The organism is Arthrobacter sp. ZGTC212, from assembly GCF_002929255.1.
In the GTDB taxonomy this organism is placed as follows: domain Bacteria; phylum Actinomycetota; class Actinomycetes; order Actinomycetales; family Micrococcaceae; genus Arthrobacter_B; species Arthrobacter_B sunyaminii.
Genome location: NZ_PJIJ01000003.1, coordinates 220064 through 241208 on the forward strand (window position 1 = coordinate 220064; position 21145 = coordinate 241208).

The window sequence follows — 21145 nt, forward strand, 5'->3', positions numbered from 1 at the left end:
ACCGGCCTAGACTCGCGGCATGATGCTGACGGTGGCCGCAGTGCTGGAACTGGACGTGATGCGCGCGGGGGCGCCGGAAGTGCTCGCGGGGAGGGAACTGCTGGAGCGCCCGGTGCGCTGGGTTCATGTCGCGGAACTGCGCAACCTGGCCGATCTGTTGGAGGGCGGGGAGCTGGTGCTCACCACAGGCCTGGCTTTCGGGGATTCGGCTGCGGCTGCGGCGGACTATCTGGCCGGGCTGGAGGCTGCCGGAGCGGCGGGCGTGATCGTGGAGCTCACCGGGGACCGGCCGGCGGACGCGGCGGCTTTGACCACTGCTGCCGCCGGTGCCCGGCTGCCGGTAATCCGGCTGCACCGGCGGATCCGTTTCGTGGAGGTCACCGAGGTGGTGCACCGGCGCATCGTGGCCCGGCAGTTTGAACAGGTGGCCCGGGCACGGGAGGTCCACGAGGTCTTCACCATGCTGAGCCTGCAAAGCGCCGGCGTCCAGGAGATTGTGGACCGGGCAGCGCAGCTGCTGGACTCTCCGGTGGTCCTGGAAGACAACTCGCACCTGGTGGTGGCTTTTGCACCGGGGCCGGTACCGCCAAAGGATCTGCTGCGGGACTGGCAGCGCCGTTCCCGCGCGGTGCACCGTTCCGGTTTAGCAGAGGGAAATTCTCCGGCGGCAGCGGACGCAGCGTGGCTGCAGGCGCCGGTGGGGCTGGGCAGCCAGCGCTGGGGCCGCCTGGTGATCCCCGGTCTCCCGGTTGCGTCGGAAGCCGCCGCGGCGGAGGCGTCCATGGTGCTGGAACGTGCCGGCCAGGCACTGTCCATCAACCGGCTGGCCGAGCGCGACCAGGCAGGCTTGTCGCAGCAGGCCCAAGCCGGCCTGATCCATGAACTGCGCTCGCCGCGGGTGCCCGATGAAGCCGAGGCCCGAACCCGGGCGGAGGCGCTGGGGTTGAAACCTTCCCCGGCCTACCTTCCGCTGGTGCTGCATCTGGAAGCAGGTGCGGGCCAGGATCCCATGTCCATGCAGCGTAAAGAGCGCGCGTTGCTCGAAATGCTGGACAGTGTCCTGTCCTCCACCCGGAATACTGCGCTGGCTGCCGCTGTGCAGACCGGCCAGGTGGCAGTACTGCTGGCCCTGCCGGCCCGGCTGCTCGAGGACAGCGTGCTGGAGCGCATCTGCGGGGTGCTGGCCGAACGGTCCGCGGAAGCCGCCGAACCGCTGACCTGGACCGCCGGGGCGGGACGTGCCCGTTCTGCCCTCTCGGATGCCGCCGCCGGCCTTGATGAGGCTGCCCACGTGGCGCAGACAGCGGGAACCCTGTCCGCCGGGACCCGACGGTACTTCCGATCCACCGACGTCCGGCTCAGGGGACTGCTGGCCCTGCTGCGCGAAGATCCGCGGGCCGTCACGTTTGCCGACACCGAGCTGAGCGGCATCCTGGAGGATGGCGCGGGGGAGGACCTGGCACTGCTGCAGAAATTTCTTGAATGCGGAGGCAACAAAACGGAGCTGGCCCGCCGCGGTTACCTAAGCCGCCCTACCCTGTACGCCCGGCTGGAACGGCTGGAAGCGAAGCTGGGGGTGTCCCTGGAAGATCCCGAATCCCGGACCTCACTGCACGTGGCGGTGCTCCTGCGGCAGCTGCGGTCGCTCTCGGCGGCAGGGTGAACGAAGCAGGCCATCGCTTAACATCCTTCGGCAACCGCCGGTGCTGGGGTAGGTTTTCCCCATGACTTCGACCACCTCGGTCTACGGCCAGGCCGTAGCTTCCGTACAGATCGACAATGCCCGCATCCGTGTGACCGAATGGCGTTTTCCGCCGGGGACCCAAACGGGCTGGCACCGCCATGAACTGGACTATGTGGTGGTACCCACCATTGACGGCCACATGAGCTATGAGACCGCTGAGGAACAGGTCACCAAGGACCTGGTCGTGGGTGCCTCCTATGCCCGGGAAGCCGGAGCCGAGCACAACGTCATCAACAAAACCGACACTGAATTCGCGTTCATCGAGATTGAGCTCAAACAGCAGGGCTAGCCTCAGCGTCTGCGGCGGATGCGGATCGGTCCGCGGGCCGTGGAAAGATCGACGACGCCGCCGCCCTGGGTGATCTCTACGTCGCCGCTCGCCACCAGCTTGGCCGCCGCACTGCGGGCCGGATCCATCAGCGGCCGCCAGCTGTCCGGGGCCACCGCCCGGGCCGCGTCCGAGGGGCAGATGGTGGCGGTGTCCGCCCGGGCAGCGAGCAAGGCCAGGATGGCTGCCTCCAGGCGCGGGCCGACGTCGTCCTTTGATCTGTCCGCGCTTCCGGTCTGTGATGTTCCGCTGGCATCCATGCAGGCCATTGTGCCGGGGACGGGCTACTCACCGGAACCGGGTCCGGTGGAATTCCGCCGCCGGTTCCCGTTTGCCGCAGCAGTCTGGCCACGCCGGCATGCGGCGGACCACACTTGAAGACAGATTCGGCGGAACCGAGAGGACTGTCATGGCTGATCCGGTGTCACCGCAGGGAGCAGAGAATGAGCTGTTGATGGTGCGGGATTTCCCGGTCCCGCAGCAGGCTGTCTACGATGCCTGGGCAGATCTGGCGCATGCCACGGACTGGTGGGGACCCGAGGGCTTTATTGTGCCGCCGGATCGGGTGAGCATCGACAACCGCGTGGGCGGAACCTACCGTGCCTGCATGGTGAACACCCTGACCGGGGATGAGCTGTGGTGGGGCGGAACCCTGCGGGACCTGGAGCCTCCCCACCGGCTGGCCATGACACAGCAGTGGCAGTCTCCGGACGGAACGCCGTCGAGCCCGGAAACCCTGATCACGGTGGACCTGAGCCCGCATCACGGTGGAACGCGCATGACGTTCCGGCAGGGACCCTTCTCCGACCGGCGTGATCTGGACGGACACCAGAGCGGCTGGAACTCTTCCTTTGACCGTCTCTCCCGGTATCTGGTCCGCCGCAGCGGCGGTGGATGAGGTAAACGGCGGCAGACAGGCGGCGGCATGCGGGCAGCGGCATGAAAAGGAGCGCGTGAAATAAGAGCGTGCCCTCCGCTGTTGCACCAGAAGTGCCCGGGCAAACAGCCGGCAGGGTGCAACGTGCAACGAAAGGCCGAAAACCCACATGACTGTTCCGCTGTCGATCCTCGATCTTGCCATCATTGACGAGGGCGAAACCGCACGCGACTCCTTCGCCTCCAGCCTCGCCCTGGCACAGCACGCCGAGAAGCTGGGCTACACCCGCATCTGGTACGCCGAGCACCACAACATGCCCACCATCGCATCCTCGGCCACCAGCGTGCTGGTGGGCTACATTGCCGCCCACACCGAGAACATCCGGCTCGGTGCCGGCGGGGTCATGCTGCCCAACCACGCCCCGTTGACCATTGCGGAGCAGTTCGGCACCCTGGAGACACTCTTCCCCGGCCGGATTGACCTGGGCCTGGGCCGCGCCCCCGGCAGCGACCAGAAGACCATGCGCGCCTTGCGCCGCGATCCCATGTCCTCGGACAGTTTTCCGCAGGATGTGCAGGAACTGCAGGGCTACCTCACCGGCAATACGCTGATCCCCGGCATCGACGCTACCCCCGGCAAGGGCACCAACGTTCCGCTGTACATTCTGGGCTCGTCCCTGTTTGGCGCGAAGCTCGCCGCCGCCCTGGGGCTGCCCTACTCGTTCGCCTCGCACTTTGCCCCGCAGGCACTGCAGGATGCCGTGGCCATCTACCGCCGCGACTTCCGTCCCTCGGAACAGCTGGCCGAGCCGTACGTCATCGCCGGCGTCAACGTCATTGCCGCGGACACCTCCGAAGAAGCGCAGCAGATGTTCACCGACGGTCAGCGCCGCCGCGTCACCCAGCTCTTTGGCCGGGACCGGACCTTCACGTCCGAGGAAGCTGACATGATCCTGGAATCCCCGGGCGGGCAGCAGGTCAAGCAGATGGGACGTTATTCCGCTGTGGGTACGCCGGCAGAGGTCCGCGACTACCTGGACTGGTTCAGCACCCACGCCGATGCCGATGAGTTGATCGTGGCCACCCAGACCCCCACCCTCGAATCACGGCTCCACTCGTTCGAGCTGCTGGCTTCAGTGACGGAGCTGGTCCGGGCCTAAGTTGGTCCGGGCCTAAGTTGGTCCGCGCCTAAGGCTGCCGGGGACCGGCAGGCCTCCGGCGCCCGGTCCCGCCGGTGGCGCCCGGTCCCGCCGGTCCCGCTGGCCGGGACTGGCGCGGACGTGTTCCTCCTTCGTGTGCCTAAGTAGCCCTACTAATGGCCAAACGAAGGGGCTCGAGGATGAGCGCGCAAAAAGCTGCAGGACCGGTGGACTCCCGCGAGGCGGACCCGGCGGATTACGAGACGGACGTGCTGGTGATCGGTTACGGCTGCGCCGGTGCCGCAGCTGCGCTCGAAGCGCGGGCGCTGGGTGCCGAGGTAATTCTCCTGGAGCGGGCGGGCGGGGGAGGCGGCTCGTCAGCCCATTCCGGCGGTGAGATATATCTGGGCGGCGGCACGCCGATCCAGCAGGCCTGCGGGTTCACCGATACTGCGGGGGACATGGAGGCCTACCTGCTGGCGGCACTGGGGCCAAATGCCGACGCCGAGAAAATCCGCCTCTACTGCGAAGGCAGCCTGGAGCACTACGAGTGGCTGAGCAGCCTCGGCGTCCCGTTCAAGCCCTCGCTGTGGGACAGCCCGTCCTGGGTGCCGCCCACCGATGACGGACTGATGTGGCTGGGCGAAAACGCCATGCCCTTTGCTGCCCTGGCAAAGCCGGCACCGCGCGGCCACCGGGTTACCTCGGAAGGTTACGGCGGCAAGGTGTTGATGAAGGTCCTGGCCGAGGCCGTGGATGAGGCGGACATCCCGGTCCACACCGATACCTATGCCGGGCAGTTCATCCTCGACGGCGGTACCGTTGCCGGCGTCGTCGCCACCCGTTTCGGAAAGACGGTGACCTACCGTGCCCGCCGCGGCGTCATCCTGGCCACGGGCGGCTTTGCGGACAACGCCGAGATGGTGGCCCTGCACGCCCCGCGGCTGGCCGGGCTGGGGGTAACCAGCGACGGCGGCGATGACGGACACGGAATCCGCATGGCCCAGGCGCTCGGTGCCGGCACTGCACGGATGTCCTCCGCGCAAGTGGGAATCACCCTGATCCCGGGGCTGGTGGTGCGCGGCATGCTGGTCAACGCCGTCGGGCAGCGGTTCATCAACGAAGACCAGTATCCCGGGCTGCTCGGACAGGCCGCCCTGTTCAAGCAGGACCTGGCAGTCTGGGTCATCCTGGATGAGAAGGCCTACGAGGAAGTTCCGGAACAGGAGCGCTGGGGCGTGGTTCCGCATTTCGCGGCGGAGACCGTCGAAGAACTCGAACAGGAAGTGGGTATGCCGGAGGGTTCGCTGACAGGAACCGTGCGCGAGTACAACCGGCATGCGGCGGCGGGGGAGGACCCGTACTTCTTCAAAAACAAGCGCTGGCTGCGGCCCCTGGAGCCGCCGTTTGCCGCCATCGACGTCCGCCGCGGCATGACCGCACCGGAATCGGGTTCCGCCGGCGGAGGCGGTGCGAGCGTCTTCACGCTCGGCGGACTGCAAACCGGGCCGGACGGCGAAGTGCTGGACGTCTCCGGGGCACCGGTTCCCGGTCTCTACGCTGCCGGCCGCGCCACCGCCGGGATCTACGGACAGGGGTACATCAGCGGCACTTCCCTCGGCGAGGGTACGTTCTTTGGCCGGCGTGCCGGTGCAGCCGCAGCTGCAGTGCCGGGGCGGTAAGAACCGGAGCCTGTGCTAGAAACAAACCATGAATAAAACCCCGCAGGTCATCCGGTGTTCCGTCGGCATGCGCTGGGGGGACATGGATGCTTACGGGCACGTGAACAACGTGGAAATCCTGCGGATTCTCGAAGAAGCCCGGATACACGCCTTCGGCCCGCCCGGCGGTACCGGCGGGCCGGGGCGGGAACCCGTCGTCGCACTCTTCAACAACGTGCCCGAGGGCACCCAGGCGCTGGTGGCGGAGCACCGGGTGAAGTACCTTTCGCCCCTGACCTACCGCAACATCCCGGCCGAGATCGACGTCTGGATCAGCGCCCTGAAGGGGGCCAGCTTCACCATCGCCTATGTCATCAGCGATCCCGTAACAGCGGAAACCTGCGCCAAGGCGGAGACCACCCTCGCTTTTGTCGACGCCGCTTCCGGGCGGCTGCTGCGGATCGCCCCGGACCAGAAGGCCCTCATGCTGCCCTACCTCGGGGCGTCAGTGTTCTAAACGGTATCGCTGGCCGGGATTGCCCCGGACGAGCCGGCGGTGCTGTGTAAGGATGGAGGGCCGAGGCCGAAAAGGGTTTGGAACCGGAGAACATTGGGTGGGGTAGTGGCGCAGCGCAAGACGGACCGGAAGAACCGGCAGGGTGAACAGACCCGCGAACGGATCCTCGAAGAGACCATGCGCCTCGCCGCCCGCCACGGCTATGAGGGAACCAGGATCTCCATGGTCCGCAAAGCCACCGGCTTGTCCGCCAGCTCCATCTACTGGCACTTCTCGGACAAGGAGCAACTCATTGCAGCGGCCCTGGAACATGCCATTGGCACTCACCTGCAGACGATCCCCACGTGGCCGGAGTTTTCTTCCGGCGAAGACCGCAGCGCCGAGTTGTATGAGCAGATTTTCCAGTGGCCCCGTGAGGACTTTTGGCGCTTCGGGCTGCAGATGGCTGTGGTCCGGCCTCCGGAGGAGTCTCCGGCCAGGGACAGGTTCCTGGAGATTCGCCGGGAAAGCATCGACTGGCTGGCCCGCTGGTGGAAACCCAGCCTGCCGGAGCAGATGGAGCAGCGGGGGATGGGATCGGTGCTGCTGGGCAGCCTCACGTTCGCGGTCCGTGACAGTTACTTTCTCCGGCGGCATGCCGGGCGCCAATTCGACGAGAACCGCATCACCTGGATGCTGGCGCTGTCCGTGGATGCGATGGCTGACCGTCTGGGGGAACTGGCAGGGGAGGCCCCGATCGCCATTGAAGGGGAACCACCGGCACAGGCCGTGGAGTGCGCCGGCACGCAGACCGGGCGCCGGGCCTTCCTGCAGGCTGCCGAGGACATCATCGCCGAATTCGGGTACGACGGCGTCACTGTAGCCCGGGTTTGCGAACGCGCCGAGTTGCCGGCCAGCTCGCTCTACTGGTTCTTCAAAGACAAGGACGACCTCGTGGCCGAGGTGGTGGCCGGAGCCGTGCAGAAATGGGAAGCGGCCCGGCTGGACCTGACCGGGCAACGGGCGCAGGGGGACTGGACGGTGCCGCTTCGCGGCCAGCTCCGTGGTGTGCTCGAGGGGACCGCCGCCGGAACCGGGATCCTGCGGCTGGGCCTGCTGCTCCTGCTCCAGGACGGCAACCGAACCTCCCCCGGCGTGCAAAGCCTGGAGACGGTGATGGAGAACATGCAGAGCATCACGACGGACTGGTTCTCCGCGGTGCTGCCGGACACGGAAAGCGAAGAACAGCGCACCGAGCTGGCGGAGTATCTGTCCGAGTGCCTCTTCCGGTTCCTGGAAGGCCTGATGCTCAGCAGGCAGATCGACGCCCACTTCTGGGAACCGGGACTGCTGGCTGATTTGTTGGCCGTGGGTCTGCACCGGGCAGCTGAGAAGCTGCTGGCAGGATCGGCAGCTCCCGCCGGGCGCTGAACCTCAGGCGTCGGCTACCGCACCAATGGCCTGCGCCGCAGCCAGCATTTCCTGGGCCAGTGCCTTGATCCGGGACGCCTCTGCATTCCGGGGCAGATTGGCGACGCGCAGCACCAGCCGGACCTTCCCGGCGGCGTCAAAGACGGGCGCGAGCAGGGAATCGACGTCGTATGTCCGTCCTTCCTCCAGCTGCACCGGAGCGTAGCTGTTGGAGGTGCGGGAGATGATCTCGCGGATTTCACGTTCCTGGGCCGGGGTGTAGGTGCCGGCGGAGTACTCGCGGAGGGCCTCGAAAACCTGCTCGTCCCGGTAACCGCCCCGCATGGTGATGGACCAGCCGCGCTGACGCACTGCTTCCAGGCGCCCCCGGTACTCGTCCGGGGTGCATTCGTCGCTTGGCAGGGCACGGGAGAGCCAGCGGTCGATGGTCTTCGGGTCTTCCCAGGCCAGGCAGAGTTCACCCATGGGCGGCATCAGCGGAATGCGTTCTCCGAGGCGATCGTCCTGTTCCGGAGCCGTGCCGGCGGCGGCGACTATGACCGCCAGCTGATCGCTGATGACGGCCATGGCTGTGCACTCGGCTCCCAGCTCGGCGGCGAGCCGCTCCATTTCGTTCCGTCCCCGCTCGGCCAGCCGAACGCCGGCTATCAGGTCCGCGTCGAAAGGCGCGCTCAGCGACATGGGGGCAAACCGTCCGTACCCGCCCTGGAAGAACAGCAGCGGCGCCACCGGGCTGCACACCTGCAGCTCATGGACCGCGCCCAGGACAATGTAGTGGTCACCGGCGTCGTTGATTGAATCGAAGGTGCAGTCGATGTAGGCCACCACCCCGTCCAGAACCGGCGCGCCGAGCGGCGACGGCCGCCAGGACAAGCCGTCGAACTTGTCAGCGGACTTGCCGGCAAAGCGGCGGCACAGGTCCTCCTGGTCCGCGGCCAGCACATTGACGCAGAAGGAACCGGCGGTGCGGAGCTTGCTGAAGGTCTGCGACGCAACGGTGGGCAGGAACGCCACCAGCGGCGGATCCAGCGACACCGAGGTGAAGGAGCCCACGATCATGCCCACCGGTTCGCCGTCCTCAGCCATGCCCGTAATCAGAACCACGCCGGTGGGGAAGTGGCCCAGCACGTTGCGGAACACCATCGGATCGCTCGTGAGGGGCCGCTGTTGTTCCATGCTGATTTCGGTCATTGTGTTTCCTTTCCAAATGCTGTGGGACGGGGTTACTTCTGAGCGAGCAGGTCCAGAGCCACGTCCACGATCATGTCTTCCTGACCGCCGACCATGCGCCGCTTGCCCAGCTCCATCAGGATGTCCGTGGTGGGGATGCCGTAGCGGGTGCTGGCCGTTTCCGCGTGCCGCAGGAAGCTGGAGTACACCCCGGCGTAGCCCAGCGACAGGGTCTCGCGGTCCACCCGGACGGGGCGGTCCTGCAGTGGGCGCACCAGGTCGTCAGCGGCGTCCATCAGCGCCGGCAGGTTGCAGCCGTGGTCAAGCCCGAACTTGTCTGCAGCGGCAATAAACGCCTCCAGCGGAGCATTTCCGGCTCCTGCTCCCATGCCGGCCAGGGACGCGTCCACCCGGTTGGCGCCGTGTTCCACTGCGGTGAGGGAGTTCGCCACCGACAGCGAGAGGTTCTCATGGGCGTGAATGCCGATTTCAGTGGCCGGATCCAGCACCTGCCGGAAGGCATCAACTCGTTCGGCTACGCCGGGCATGGTGAGGGCTCCGCCGGAGTCCACAACGTACACGCAGGTGGCTCCGTAGCTCTCCATCAGTTTTGCCTGCTTGGCGAGTTCGGCAGGCGGACTCATATGGGACATCATCAAAAAGCCCACGGTGTCCATGCCCAAATCACGGGCGGCACCGATGTGCTGCGCGGACACATCGGCCTCGGTGCAGTGGGTGGCCACACGCACCACCGACGCTCCGGCGCTGTTGGCGTCCTTGAGATGGTGGATGGTGGCGATGCCGGGCAGCGCCAGCGTGGCAACCTTGGCCTGTTTGACGGCCCCCGCAACCGCGGAAATCCATTCCAGGTCCGTGTGGGCACCGAAGCCGTACACGCAGGAGGAGCCGTTGATTCCGTCGCCGTGCGCAACCTCGATGGAGGCGACGCCGGCGGCGTCCAGCGCGGTGGCGATGGCGACGGCCTGGTCCACCGTGTACTGGTGCCGGATGGCATGCATGCCGTCACGCAGGGTGACGTCGGAGATGTAGAGCCTGCTCATGGTTATGCCTCCTGCATCGCCGCGGCGATGTGTTGTTCTTGTACTCCGCCGCGTTCGGCCCACCGCTCGGCGACGGCCATGGCGGCGGAGGTCATGATGTCCAGGTTGCCCGCATAGGCGGGAAGATAATGCGCGGCGCCGGTCACCTCCAGCATCACTGTGACCCGGGTGCCGGTGAAGCTGCCCGTGCCCGGAATGTGCAGGGCATTCTCCGGGCCGAAGGTTTCAAACTGCACTTCCTGCTTGAGCTTGTATCCGGGAACGTACTCCTGCACCTGTGCGGCCATGGCTTTGACCGACGCCGCGATGGCGGCATGGTCCGTTTCACCGTCGACCAGGCAGTACACCGTGTTCCGCATCATCATCGGCGGCTCGGCGGGGTTCATGATGATGATGGCCTTGCCTTCGGCCGCACCTCCGACCTCAACCAGGGCGCGGGAAGTGGTCTCGGTGAACTCGTCGATGTTGGCGCGGGTGCCGGGACCGGCGGAACGGGAGGCAACGGAGGACACGATCTCCGCGTAGCGCACCGGAGCCACCCGCGTGACGGCAGCCACCATGGGCACCGTGGCCTGTCCGCCGCAGGTGACCATGTTCAGGTTGGCATCGTCCAGATGATCCTCAAGGTTCACCACGGGGACGCAGTAGGGGCCGACGGCGGCCGGTGTCAGGTCCAGCACGCGGACGCCGGTGTCCTTCAGCAGGTCCCAGTTGGTGAGGTGGGCGGAGGCGCTGGTGGCATCGAAGACCACCTTGATGTCCTTGAAGTTCGGCATCTCAAGCAGGCCCTGGATGCCGTCGGCAGTAGTGGGAACGCCCATGCTGGCGGCGCGCCGGAGCCCGTCGGACTCCGGGTCGATGCCCACCATGGCGCCCATTTCCAGCCGCTTGGCCCCGCGGAGCACCTTGATCATCAGATCGGTTCCGATGTTGCCGGAGCCGATGATGGCCACCGGCCAGAGTTCGTTGGTTCCCACTACTTCTCCTCATGTTTGATGCGGACCTGTCCAAGTCCCTGGATGTTCACTACTGCGTTGGCGCCGGGCGGAAAGGCGACCATGGGGCCGAGGGCGCCGGTCATCAGGATTTCGCCGGCCTTCAGCGGCCGTTCCAGCTCCGCCATGCGCCTCACCAGCCAGAGGGCGGCACGGTAGGGATGGCCCAGGCAGGCAGCGCCCGAGCCCACTGATTCCACGCTGCCGTTGACTTCCATGACCATGCCGGCGGCCGCCAGGTCAATTGACGACGGCGCGACGGGCCGTGTGCCGGTCACTATCTGGCCGCTGGACGCGTTGTCGGCGATGGTGTCCAGGATGGAGATGTCCCAGTTGGTGATTCTTGACCCGACAATCTCAATAGCCGGAAGCAGGTAGTCCACGGCGGCGATCAGCTCGGTTAGCGTGGTATCCGGTTCGGGGAGGTCTTTTTTCAGGACGAGGGCAACTTCGGCTTCCACCCGCGGCTGCAGGACTGCGCCGGCAGCCAGCGCTTCGCCGTCGGCCAGGCACATGTCGGCAAAGAGAACGCCGAAGTCCGGCTGGTCCACGCCCATCTGCGCCTGTACGGCCCGTGACGTGAGCCCGATCTTGCGCCCCACCACGCGGCGGCCCTCGGCGATCCAGGCGTCCTCGTTGGTCCGCTGGACGTCGTAGGCCGCGCTGATGCCGCCGTCTGCGAGCAGGTCGCGGATCGGCTCAATCGGCGTTCCATCCCGCTCTGCACGGCGCAGGCGTGCGGCCAATTCTGCAATGCCTGCCGGATAAGCAGGTGCAGTCTCGATGGTTGCAGTCATCTGTCCTCCCAAGTGAGCCTTCAGTATTGCGCCGATGAGGTGTCCTGCCCCGGGGCAGTCCCGAAGAGCGGGATGGGAGAAGGGTGGTGCAAATCCTGTAGCGATGTGTACAGTGAAGCTCTCATGTGCGTTAGCTCACATAGTTTTTGTGGTCCATAGATGTGCCAAGGAGGTCCCAGCTAATGAATGTTCCCTGTTGCAGGTTCCGCCGGCGTTCCGCCGGTGTCTCCTTCGGGCGGTGCCGATGAGTGTTTCCCTGACTGCACCCCCTGTTGCCTGGCCTCCGGCTCCCTCCGGACCGCCCCCGGCAATGGCGGCGCGGATGACGCTGATCATGGAGGTGTTCGATTCACGCTCCGTCCGGCTGCTGCTGGACGAAATAGCGTCCAGGACGCGCCTGCCGCGCTCCACCACGCACCGGATCCTGGATCAGTTGGTGCAGCTGGGCTGGCTGGAACACACGCCCGACGGCTACGGCATGGGCTGGCGCTCGCTGCAGTTCGGCGGCTTGGACAACGGAAACAGCCGGATCCGGGCTGAGGCCGCGCCCCTGCTGCACAGCCTGCAGATACGGACCGGAATGGTGGTCCATCTGGCCGTCCTTAACGGCACCAACATCCATTACCTGGACAAGGCCGGCGGCCGCTCGGCCACCTCGGTGCCGTCCCGGGTGGGCGGAAATGCTCCGGCCCATGCAACGGCACTGGGAAAGTCGATGCTGGCCTGGATCAACCCCGAGCAGCTGGACGAAATGTTCCGGCACGGGCTGTCCGCCAACACGCCCCGGACCATCAGGGATGTCCCCGCGCTGTACGCGGAGCTGAACCGGATTCGCCAGCGCGGCGGGCTGGCGTACGAATCCGGTGAGAGCTACGAGGGTATCTCCTGCGTGGCCGCGGCCATCCGCAACCGGCGGGAGCCGGTGGCAAGCATTTCCCTGGTGGGCACCGCCGGGGATCCGATTGAACGTGTCGCTCCACTGGTCCTGGATGCGGCACGCCGCGTGTCAGCAGCGCTGTTTCCCGGTGACCTGCCCCAGGACCGGTATACCGGGTCCTGAGCGCCCCGGAACGGTACATGGGTCCAGGCGTGTCGCTTGGACCCATGTGCCTGTCCCCGGGAGTTCTCACTGGACCTGGTTGCTCAGTCAGCGGCCGGGGGCGTCAGCAGGCCGGACACCGACCGGCGTGCAAACTTCCATCCACGGGCGGTCCTGGCGAACGAGTCTGAATACAGTCCCAGGGAATCCTGCAGGCTGCCGTCGAGGCGCCGGCCAAAGGCGTGGAAGTAGGCGGTTCCCTTCGCTGTGTCGCCGTCAACGTCAATGATGTGGTTGAGGACCAGATGGCAGGTGCCGCGGTTTGAGGCCATGGTGGATGTGAAGAAGTCCCGCAGGGCGGCCGTACCCTGAACCGCGGGGATTCCCCAGCCGGTGCCGTCCCAGACACCGTCCTCGGTGAACAGGGCCAGCAGATCGTCCAGCCGGCCGCCGTCAAGGGCTGAAACATATTCGTGGGTTAGGCGCCGGATCAGCTCGATGTCGCTGTCCGCTGCCGCGCCGGCGGCAGAAGCAGCGCGGGGTGCAGCGGCCGTGCCGGTTGGAGAGTGAGTCACGGGGTTCCTTAATGAATGCCGGCGAACCGTCGGGCGGAGCGGCCTGCTGCGGCTCTCCTCCGCCCGACGGGGCGGCGTCCTGTTTTGCTAACTAAACGGCGGCGCGTTTGGGGACAAACGCGGCCAGCGGCTCGTGCGCGGCTGCGGAGTGATCATGGCCCCAGTAGCTCTCGGCCGTGATCTCCTCGGCGGTGAAATAGGTTTCATCCACCAGCATGCCCTCGGTGCCGTACTCGATGTCCCAGCCCCCGGGCGCCCGAACGTAGAAGGAAACCATCTTGTCGTTGGTGTGGCGTCCGAGTGAAGCCGAGAGGGTGAAGCCCTGCTTCGTGACCTTGTCCAGCGCCCGCCCCACGGTGTCCAGGTCCTCGACCTCAACCATCAGGTGCACCAGACCCGGAGCATCGGCATGCGGTGCGCCGCCGATGGCCAGGCTGTGATGGCGCTGGTTGACGCCGAAGAAGCGGAACCGGTTGGCCGGGCGCTGCGGGCCCAGCCGCACTGCGCCGCGGGGCAGGAAGCCCAGCACATCGGTGTAGAAGGACGTGGTTTCCTCCATGGCCATGGTGGGCAGGACAACGTGGCCCATGCCCTGCGCACCGGTGACAAATTTCTGCGCGTAACCGGTCTTCAGGATGCTGTGGTCCAGGCGGGGGCCGAAGAAAACTTCGACCGGAGTTCCACCCGGATCGGCGAACGTGATGACCTGTTCCAGGCCGCGCAGGTCCGCTTCTTCCTCGTTGAGCCAGGTGACGGCAATGCCGGCCGCCTCCACGTCCCTGGCCACCTGGGCCAGGGCGAACTGGTCGCGGACTTCCCAGCCCACGGCCAGGACCCGGTCGGAAGTTCCCGGGAGCACGATCAGGCGCGCTTCCCGTTCGTCCATGCGCAGGTACAGACCGTCGGGGTCCGGTCCCACGGCCTCGGCGAAGCCGAGACCTTCGACGGTGAGTTCACGCCAGCGGTCAATGTGCTCGGTCTGGACCTTGAGATAGCCCAGTCCTCGAATGTGAGTCATGGTGTTCCTTGCCTTGCTGTTGTGTTGAGGGTTGTTGCTGTATCCGGAGGTTTCCCGGCGGGTTAGACCATGGCGGCCAGGTTTGCCGGCGGTTCCACGCCCAGCTCCGTGAGGACGGCTGCGTGGTAGGTGGGGCCGGGCACGTGGATGGCGTGGGCAAGGCCCATGTGGGCGTCGCGCCAGAATCGCTGAATCGGGTTGTTCATCCGCAGCCCGTTGCCGCCGGAACGGGACAGGATGGTGTCTACGGCGGCGACGGCCCGCCAGGCAGCCTGGATCTGGGTGCGGCGCCCCACGGCGCGCTGCTCAAGGCTGATCTCACGGCCGGCAGCCGCTGTGTCATAGATCCTGCTGATGTTGTCCAGAACTGCCGACCGGGAGGCCCGGATTTCTCCGGCCGCCTCGCTGACCGCGTACATCGAGTACGGATCCTCGACGCTCTTGAATCCGTTGACCTGCATTCGGTCGCGCTGGTAATCCAGGTGCGCGTGCAACGCTCCTTCAGCGATGCCCACCACTGCGGAGGTCAGGCCGAGCGGAAACAGGCTGTAGAACGGGATGCGGTGAATGGGGTCGGTCTTGCCGGCATCGCGTGCCACTTTGCCGCTGAACAGGTCGGCCTGGTTGATGACCCGGTACTCGGGAACAAAGACGTCCTTGATGATGACGTCTTTGCTGCCCGTGCCGCGCAGTCCAACCACGTCCCAGGAGTCTTCAACGATGGTGTAATCAGCGCGGGGGACAACCACGTGCACTGATTCATAGGGCATCAGCGGTTTGCCTTCGGCGTCGCCGATGAATGCTCCCAGGATGACCCACTGTGCATGGTCGGTGCCGCTGGAGAACTGCCAGTGCCCGGTGAACCGGTAGCCGCCGTCGGTCGGGATGACAACGCCCATCGGCGCGTAGGGGGAGGACACCCAGGTGTTGTCGTCCGCTCCCCAGATTTCTTCCTGGAGCTTCGGAGCCATGAGCTCCAATTCCCAGGGATGTACGCCAACGACGCCGGCCACCCAGCCCGCTGCTCCGTCGAGGCTGGCGATCTTCATGACCGTCTCGGCAAACTCCGTGGGGTGCGCCCGGGTGCCGCCGTATTCAACGGGGGCAAGCATCTTCATGACACCGGACTGGCGGAGGATGTCCACGGTGGCCTCATTGAGCTTGCCCAGGTCTTCGTTGGCCTGGCCGTAAGAGCGCAGCTCTTCGCCCCGCTCGGTCAGCACATCGGAATTTACAGTGGTTGTCATTGCTGCTTCTCGCTTCCTCGTCAGGGCTTGTACTCCGCCTCTGTGCAAAATCTAGGGTCCTTCGACAAGGGGGAGCCGGGGATGTCCCGGTCACCGGGATTGGCGGCTCGGCCGCGGCGCAGGCAACCCATCCCGGTGATCGGGATCTGCGTGGCCGCATACCGGGGGACTGTTTATGGTTCAGGAAGACCGAAGAGATTCGTACATGAGGAGCCTGAGAAATGACCACGGACCTTCGCCATGAAGAGGGCAGTGCAGCCCGGACCGGAAACGCAGTGCTGCGGGAGCTGCAGACCGGCAACGGCGTGCTGCGCTACCACGAGGCAGGTGAAGGCCCGCCGCTGGTCTTCCTGCACGGTTCCGGCCCCGGCGTGACCGGCATGGGCAACTTCAAGGGCATCCTTCCGGCCTTCGCCGCGCACTTCCACTGCTACGTCCTGGAATTCCCCGGGTTCGGCGTCAGCGACCCCTCGGACCTGCATCCCATGCAGGCCGGCGGGCAGGCCGTTGTCGATCTGGTGGACGGTCTGGGCCTGGACCGGGTGGACATCATCGGCAACTCGATGGGCGGCATGATCGGCACGCGGTTTGCCATCAACCACCCGGACCGGGTGGCCAAGCTGGTAACGCTGGGCGGCATGGGCGTGAATATTTTCAGCCCGTCCCCCGCTGAGGGGATCAGCCTCCTGATTGCCTTCACCGAGGATCCCACCCGCGAGCGGCTTATCCAGTGGCTGCAGTCCATGGTTTACGACCAGGAGCTGGTCACCGAGGAGCTGATCAACGAACGCTGGCAGCAGGCCACGGAACCGAAGACACTGGCCAGCGCCCGCAGAATGTACAGCCGGGCGGCGATGAAAGCCGCGGCCGCAGCTGCTGCTGCCTCCGATGCTGCCCCGGCCTGGGCACAGCTGCACAAGCTGAAGGCCAAAACCCTGATCACCTGGGGCCGTGATGACCGCGTCTCCCCTCTGGACGGGGTGCTGGTGCCGCTGAGGACCATTCCCGACGTGGAACTTCATGTATTCCCCAACTGCGGGCACTGGGCAATGATCGAGCAGAAGGCCGCCTTTGAAAGCACCGTACTGGCATTCCTGCAGCGGGAAGAGGCAGCAGTATGAGCACTTTGTCAGTGGTAACGCCCCAACAGGTGAGGGTGGTGGAGGTCATCCGGGAAACGTCCGATGCTCACACGCTCGTCCTGGAGCCGGAGGGGGAAGTGGGGGATACCTTCAGCTACAAGCCCGGCCAATTCCTCACCCTCCGCATCCCCAGCGACCGTCCCGGCGGCGCAGCGCGATGCTACTCGCTGTGCAGCTCGCCGCAGCAGGACGAAAAGCTGAAGGTCACGGTCAAGCGCACCCGGGACGGCTACGGATCGAACTGGATCTGCGACAACGTAGTGGAAGGCAACGTCCTGGACGTCCTGCGCCCGGCGGGAACCTTCACCCCGACCTCGCTGGACCAGGACTTCCTCCTGTTCGCCGGGGGAAGCGGCGTTACGCCTGTCATGTCCATTCTGAAGTCGGCACTTGCTGCCGGCAACGGACTGGTGACGCTGGTCTACGCCAACCAAGATGAGTCCTCCATTATTTTTCGGGATGAGCTCATTGCTCTTTCCAAGCAGCATCCCGGCAGGCTTACGGTTATTCACTGGCTGGGAACCGTGCAGGGGCTGCCAGACCAGCCCTCCATCGGTGCCCTGGCCGCCCCCTACACAGACCGCGAAGTTTTCATCTGCGGTCCCGGACCGTTCATGGACTGCGTTGCCCAAGCACTGGAAACCCTCGGCATGCCGCCGGAGCGGGTCCACATTGAACGCTTCACCTCGCTGGGAACCGATCCCTTTGCTCCGGTGGCTGCCGTGGTTCACGACGTCGAGGGGGAGAGCACGGAGGTGGAGGTCCAATTGGACGGCCAGACCCGGTCCTTGTCCTGGCCCGGAGGAAACCGCCTGCTGGACGTCCTGATCAACGCCGGCATAGACGCGCCATACTCCTGCCGGGAGGGCGCCTGCAGTGCCTGCACGTGCCGCGTCCTCGAAGGCGAGATACGGATGGAAAGGAACGAGGTCCTGGACGCAGCGGACCTCGACGAGGGGTACATCCTCGCCTGCCAGGCGGTGGCAGTCAGCGAGAAGGTCAGGATCACTTACGACGAGTAGGTCGATCGCACCCGGCCCATCCCGGCAGCGAAACAGCAGGGCACTGCCCGGCTCCCCGTGGGGGTGGTCGGGCAGTGCTTTTTGCTGAGGAAGCCCAAGGGCACAACAAAAGCGGGAGGGATCAGTTCCAGCTGAACTGATCCCTCCCGCTTGCCTTTCCAAGCGTCCCGGCGCTACGTTTCCGGCACGTCCTTGAAAATCACATCGATCCTGCCTTCCAAGGAAGCATCGCGGATGGTTGCCGCCAGGGTCCCGCAACCGGCGAACTGCTCCGTTGGGGTGCCGCCGCGGCACGCTAGTGGCCGTTCCAGGCACGCCTTCTGCGAGGTCTCCTGCCACTGAATGGTGGTTTGTTGCCAGTTCGACTTGCGCACCAGCACAGTGGCAGCACAAGCACTGCAATCCAGTGGCTGCATTGGGTTGTCGACGAGTCGGAGATCGGTCTGTGCTGTCATTAGATCAGCTGTCCCTCTGCAGCTCTGCGAAGGGCCAAATTGTCCGCTACTTCCTTCTTCCAGCTCTCATTTGGCCTGCTGGTGTCCAACTCATGCTCAAAGCGGTCGGTCATCTCGGGCTTGACGTCCGCGACATCCACGAAGAACTGCTCGTACCACCGGCGCAGCTGGTAGACGGCGCCGTCCTCCTCGCACAGGAGCGGGTTGTCGATGCGGGCCTTGTTCTGCCAGATCTCCACATCCTGGTTGAAGCCGCCCAGGATCCACTGGGCCTGGGTAGCGGCAATCTGGTCCGGGTCGCCCGGAAGTTCAGGCTTCTTCTCCACGATGATTCCGGACATCAGCACGAAGGAGTTCTCATCAATCGGGTAGTGCGCATTGATGAGGACGGTCTTCATATTGAAGGTCTCGTAGATGTACGTCAGGTCGTCGATCATAAATGACGGGCCGTAGTATGAGGCGACCGAACGGGTCTCTAGCATTTTGGGGGCACTGGGATCGGGGTCTGCTGGAGTCACGTCCTCGCGGGAAATTCCGTCAAAGTACTGGGTAGCGATGTGCCCCTCGAAGACATTCTTGAAATAGGTGGGGAAGTTTTTGTGGATGTAGAAAAAATGGGCCATGTCCACGATGTTGTCGATGACTTCTCGAGTGCTGGTGTTGACCACAATTTCGTTCCAGACCCACTTGGTCCAGCCTTCGTCCTCGGCGCCCTCGATGCGGGGGACGACGACGTTCTCCGGCGGCGGATTGCCTTCCGGGTCATTCCAGACGAACAGCAGTCCGTCCTGGTCCAGCGTCTGCCAAGTGCTGGTGCGGGCGCGCATGGGCACCCGCCGGCTGTACGGAACGGACTTGCAGCGTCCGTCGCCGCCCCATCGCCAGTCATGGAAAGGGCAGGCAATTTCGTTGCCCTTGACCTCACCCAGGGACAAATCCCCACCCATGTGGCGGCAGTAGGCGTCCAACACGTTGACCTTGCCGTCGCTACCCGTGAAGATCACCAGTTTCTGGCCAAAGGCCTTCACCGTATGCGGCTTGCCGTCCTTGTACTTTTCAGCCAGGCCCAGGCAATGCCATCCGCGCGCGTAGCGCGTGGGCACTTGGCCTGATTCAATTTGCCTGATCTCGTCCTGGTCTGACTCAACAATGCTCATGTGGAACCGTTCCCTTCAAATTCACCTGTGCGGTGTCGAACGTCTCGAACCTTGAATTTAGGCACAGGCGTAACCGTGTGAGGGGCCAGTCCCGGTGTATGGGACCGTCGTGAGCGGCGCATTTCCCGCCTGACAATCTGGTGGTCGGGCCGCCGGCGGAATGCCGCAGCCAGGCCTGCGTTCCACCGACGACGACGAAAAGGGAAACCATGACAATCGGGCAGGTAAATGTGCAGGACTGGGACAGCGAGTATGACGTCATTGTGGTGGGTTCCGGTGCAGGTGCGATGGCAGGCGCCTTCAGTGCTGCCTCCCGCGGATTCAAAACGCTGGTAGTTGAAAAGACGCCGTTCCTTGGCGGCACGTCGTCCTATTCCGGAGCCTCCTGCTGGCTCCCCGCCACGCAGGTGCAGGAACGGGCGGGGGTGGCCGATTCCCTCGACGCTGCACGCGCCTATCTGCAGTCCCTGCTGGGAGAGGCTGAAGCTGACCGGCGGGAAGCCTTCCTGGCCAGTGCCCCGGAGCTGGTCAAAGCCCTTGAACATGACCCGGCCATTGAGTTCCGCTGGACTGCATTCCCCGATTACTTTGCGGGTCCCGGAAGGATGGACGCGGGACGGTCCATGATGCCGCTGGATCTTCCGAGAAGCGAGATAGGGAACCTGGCCGCTCTGGTGCGGCCGAACATAGAGAGTGACCGCAAAGGGGAGTCACACCCTGACGGTCCACTGACCGCCGGACAGGCACTCATCGGGCGCCTTTTGCTGGGCTTCATGAATACCGGCAACGGCTCTGTGCGCACCGAAACCGAGATGACCGGCCTCATTGTTGAGGAAGGACGAGCAGTCGGCATCTCCGTGGAGACCGCTGAAGGGGCGCACACACTGAAGGCTGCAGCGGGAGTGCTGCTGGGCGCCGGCGGGTTTGAATCGAACACCCGGATGCGCGCGGAGAACGGAACACCCGGTTCAGCAGATTGGAGCATGGCGCCGCGCGGTTCAAACACCGGCACCGCCATCCGAAGCGCGCAGGAGATAGGGGCCGCTGTTGAGCTGATGGATGAGGGCTGGTGGTGCCCCGGGGTATTGCAGCCGTCGGGCGACGGCGCCTTTACCTTGGGCTTCCGGGGAGGCCTGATGGTGAGCGGGGACGGACGGCGTTTCGCCAATGAATCACTGCCATATGACCGGATGGGCCGCCAAATGGCCTTCGCCGCGGAAGACCGGATCCCTTCATGGTTTGTCTTCGATTCACGTTTCGGCGGCGGGCTGCCCGCCATCATGCGCCCGGACATCACGTCACCCCAGGAGCACCTCGCTGCCGGAACCTGGGTTCAGGCGCAAACCCTCGAGGAGCTGGCTGAACGCACAGGGCTGCCGGCGGAAGCGTTGAGCGAAACCGTGCAGCGGTTCAACGGTTTTGCCGAAACCGGCGTGGACGAGGACTTCCACCGCGGTGAAGACCCCTATGACCTCTTTTTCACGGATCCTTCGCACGGTCCCAATCCTGCCCTGGTGGCACTGGACCAGCCGCCGTACTTCGCGGCGCGGATGGTGCTCAGCGATCTGGGCACCAAGGGCGGTCTGCGCACGGACCCCGACGCACGGGTCCTGGCCGAAGACGGGGAGCCTATCCCCGGGTTGTACGCCGTGGGAAACACGAGCGCGTCCTTCTCCGGCCGGTTCTATCCGGGGCCGGGCATTCCCATCGGCACCGCCATGGTCTTTGCCTACCGCGCGGTCCAGTCCATGGCGGCGCGCTAGGCGGCCGGGCATTGGACTGCACGGATCAC

At 65.3% G+C, this 21145-nt stretch carries 21 protein-coding genes; 11 read left to right on the forward strand and 10 right to left on the reverse strand.

Features of this window, described 5'->3' with window-relative positions; genetic code table 11:
• Positions 1-19 precede the first annotated feature (19 nt).
• Together CXQ89_RS13265 and CXQ89_RS13270 are read left to right on the forward strand one after the other, a co-directional pair.
• Positions 20-1663 (forward strand): PucR family transcriptional regulator ligand-binding domain-containing protein, encoded by a 1644-nt coding sequence (locus CXQ89_RS13265; RefSeq protein ID WP_104161608.1) that lies wholly within the window; start codon positions 20-22, stop codon positions 1661-1663.
• Positions 1664-1724: 61 nt separating this feature from the next.
• On the forward strand, positions 1725-2033 hold the full coding sequence (locus CXQ89_RS13270) for a cupin domain-containing protein (RefSeq protein WP_104161609.1): 309 nt from the start codon (positions 1725-1727) through the stop codon (positions 2031-2033).
• A gap of 2 nt (positions 2034-2035) precedes the next feature.
• On the opposite strand, the gene CXQ89_RS13275 is transcribed toward CXQ89_RS13270, so the two are convergent.
• Positions 2036-2332, reverse strand: coding sequence for a DUF3253 domain-containing protein (locus CXQ89_RS13275; protein WP_104161904.1), 297 nt, complete (start codon positions 2330-2332; stop codon positions 2036-2038).
• A 149-nt stretch (positions 2333-2481) separates the two neighbouring features.
• On the opposite strand from CXQ89_RS13275, the gene CXQ89_RS13280 reads away from it, so the two are divergent.
• The 5 genes from CXQ89_RS13280 (at position 2482) to CXQ89_RS13300 (ending at position 7675) form a co-directional block, all read left to right on the forward strand.
• Complete coding sequence (locus CXQ89_RS13280; RefSeq protein WP_181032346.1) at positions 2482-2970, forward strand: SRPBCC domain-containing protein; 489 nt, start codon at positions 2482-2484, stop codon at positions 2968-2970.
• A 148-nt stretch (positions 2971-3118) separates the two neighbouring features.
• Entirely contained in the window at positions 3119-4108 is a 990-nt protein-coding gene (locus CXQ89_RS13285; protein WP_104161611.1) for an LLM class flavin-dependent oxidoreductase, read from the forward strand.
• A gap of 179 nt (positions 4109-4287) precedes the next feature.
• Entirely contained in the window at positions 4288-5769 is a 1482-nt protein-coding gene (locus CXQ89_RS13290) for an FAD-dependent oxidoreductase (protein ID WP_181032347.1), read from the forward strand.
• 28 nt (positions 5770-5797) lie between these two features.
• A complete protein-coding gene (locus CXQ89_RS13295) occupies positions 5798-6265 on the forward strand; it encodes a thioesterase family protein (protein WP_258060092.1) in 468 nt (155 codons plus the stop codon).
• A 105-nt stretch (positions 6266-6370) separates the two neighbouring features.
• Positions 6371-7675, forward strand: coding sequence for a TetR/AcrR family transcriptional regulator (locus CXQ89_RS13300; protein WP_104161613.1), 1305 nt, complete (start codon positions 6371-6373; stop codon positions 7673-7675).
• Positions 7676-7678: 3 nt separating this feature from the next.
• Here CXQ89_RS13300 and CXQ89_RS13305 read toward each other — a convergent pair whose 3' ends face one another.
• From CXQ89_RS13305 to CXQ89_RS13320, 4 genes are read right to left on the reverse strand one after another with little or no spacing between them, the layout of a single operon-like run.
• Positions 7679-8866 (reverse strand): flavin reductase, encoded by a 1188-nt coding sequence (locus tag CXQ89_RS13305; protein ID WP_104161614.1) that lies wholly within the window; start codon positions 8864-8866, stop codon positions 7679-7681.
• 32 nt (positions 8867-8898) lie between these two features.
• Positions 8899-9906 carry a 4-hydroxy-2-oxovalerate aldolase gene (dmpG, locus tag CXQ89_RS13310; RefSeq protein WP_104104304.1) on the reverse strand — a complete coding sequence of 336 codons (1008 nt, stop codon included), beginning with the start codon at positions 9904-9906 and terminating at the stop codon, positions 8899-8901.
• Between the two features lie 2 nt (positions 9907-9908).
• The gene (locus CXQ89_RS13315; RefSeq protein ID WP_258060093.1) at positions 9909-10883 is read right to left on the reverse strand and encodes an acetaldehyde dehydrogenase (acetylating); all 975 of its coding nucleotides are present in this window, start codon (positions 10881-10883) and stop codon (positions 9909-9911) included.
• On the reverse strand, positions 10883-11698 hold the full coding sequence (locus CXQ89_RS13320; RefSeq protein ID WP_104161615.1) for a 2-keto-4-pentenoate hydratase: 816 nt from the start codon (positions 11696-11698) through the stop codon (positions 10883-10885). The genes CXQ89_RS13315 and CXQ89_RS13320 overlap by 1 nt, the downstream gene beginning before the upstream one ends.
• Before the next feature lie 244 nt (positions 11699-11942).
• On the opposite strand from CXQ89_RS13320, the gene CXQ89_RS13325 reads away from it, so the two are divergent.
• Positions 11943-12758: an IclR family transcriptional regulator gene (locus tag CXQ89_RS13325; RefSeq protein WP_104161616.1), complete on the forward strand. Its 816-nt coding sequence runs from the start codon at positions 11943-11945 to the stop codon at positions 12756-12758.
• An 83-nt stretch (positions 12759-12841) separates the two neighbouring features.
• Here the strand turns inward: CXQ89_RS13325 and CXQ89_RS13330 are convergent, their stop codons facing one another.
• From CXQ89_RS13330 to CXQ89_RS13340, 3 genes are all read right to left on the reverse strand, one after another.
• Entirely contained in the window at positions 12842-13312 is a 471-nt protein-coding gene (locus CXQ89_RS13330) for a nuclear transport factor 2 family protein (RefSeq protein ID WP_104161617.1), read from the reverse strand.
• Positions 13313-13403: 91 nt separating this feature from the next.
• On the reverse strand, positions 13404-14330 hold the full coding sequence (locus CXQ89_RS13335) for a VOC family protein (RefSeq protein ID WP_104055083.1): 927 nt from the start codon (positions 14328-14330) through the stop codon (positions 13404-13406).
• A gap of 62 nt (positions 14331-14392) precedes the next feature.
• Positions 14393-15577: an acyl-CoA dehydrogenase family protein gene (locus CXQ89_RS13340; RefSeq protein ID WP_104055084.1), complete on the reverse strand. Its 1185-nt coding sequence runs from the start codon at positions 15575-15577 to the stop codon at positions 14393-14395.
• A 221-nt stretch (positions 15578-15798) separates the two neighbouring features.
• Here CXQ89_RS13340 and CXQ89_RS13345 point away from each other — a divergent pair, with 221 nt between their 5' ends.
• Positions 15799-16698: an alpha/beta fold hydrolase gene (locus tag CXQ89_RS13345; protein ID WP_104055085.1), complete on the forward strand. Its 900-nt coding sequence runs from the start codon at positions 15799-15801 to the stop codon at positions 16696-16698.
• Positions 16695-17741, forward strand: a complete 1047-nt coding sequence (locus tag CXQ89_RS13350) for a ferredoxin--NADP reductase (protein WP_104161618.1) — start codon at positions 16695-16697, stop codon at positions 17739-17741. Before CXQ89_RS13345 ends, CXQ89_RS13350 begins: the two co-directional genes overlap by 4 nt.
• A 173-nt stretch (positions 17742-17914) precedes the next feature.
• Here the strand turns inward: CXQ89_RS13350 and CXQ89_RS13355 are convergent, their stop codons facing one another.
• Complete coding sequence (locus tag CXQ89_RS13355) at positions 17915-18196, reverse strand: ferredoxin (RefSeq protein WP_104055087.1); 282 nt, start codon at positions 18194-18196, stop codon at positions 17915-17917.
• The gene (locus CXQ89_RS13360) at positions 18196-19353 is read right to left on the reverse strand and encodes a Rieske 2Fe-2S domain-containing protein (RefSeq protein WP_104161619.1); all 1158 of its coding nucleotides are present in this window, start codon (positions 19351-19353) and stop codon (positions 18196-18198) included. Before CXQ89_RS13360 ends, CXQ89_RS13355 begins: the two co-directional genes overlap by 1 nt.
• Positions 19354-19562: 209 nt before the next feature.
• Here CXQ89_RS13360 and CXQ89_RS13365 point away from each other — a divergent pair, with 209 nt between their 5' ends.
• Positions 19563-21116, forward strand: a complete 1554-nt coding sequence (locus CXQ89_RS13365) for an FAD-binding protein (protein WP_219815613.1) — start codon at positions 19563-19565, stop codon at positions 21114-21116.
• The last annotated feature ends 29 nt before the right edge of the window (positions 21117-21145 follow it).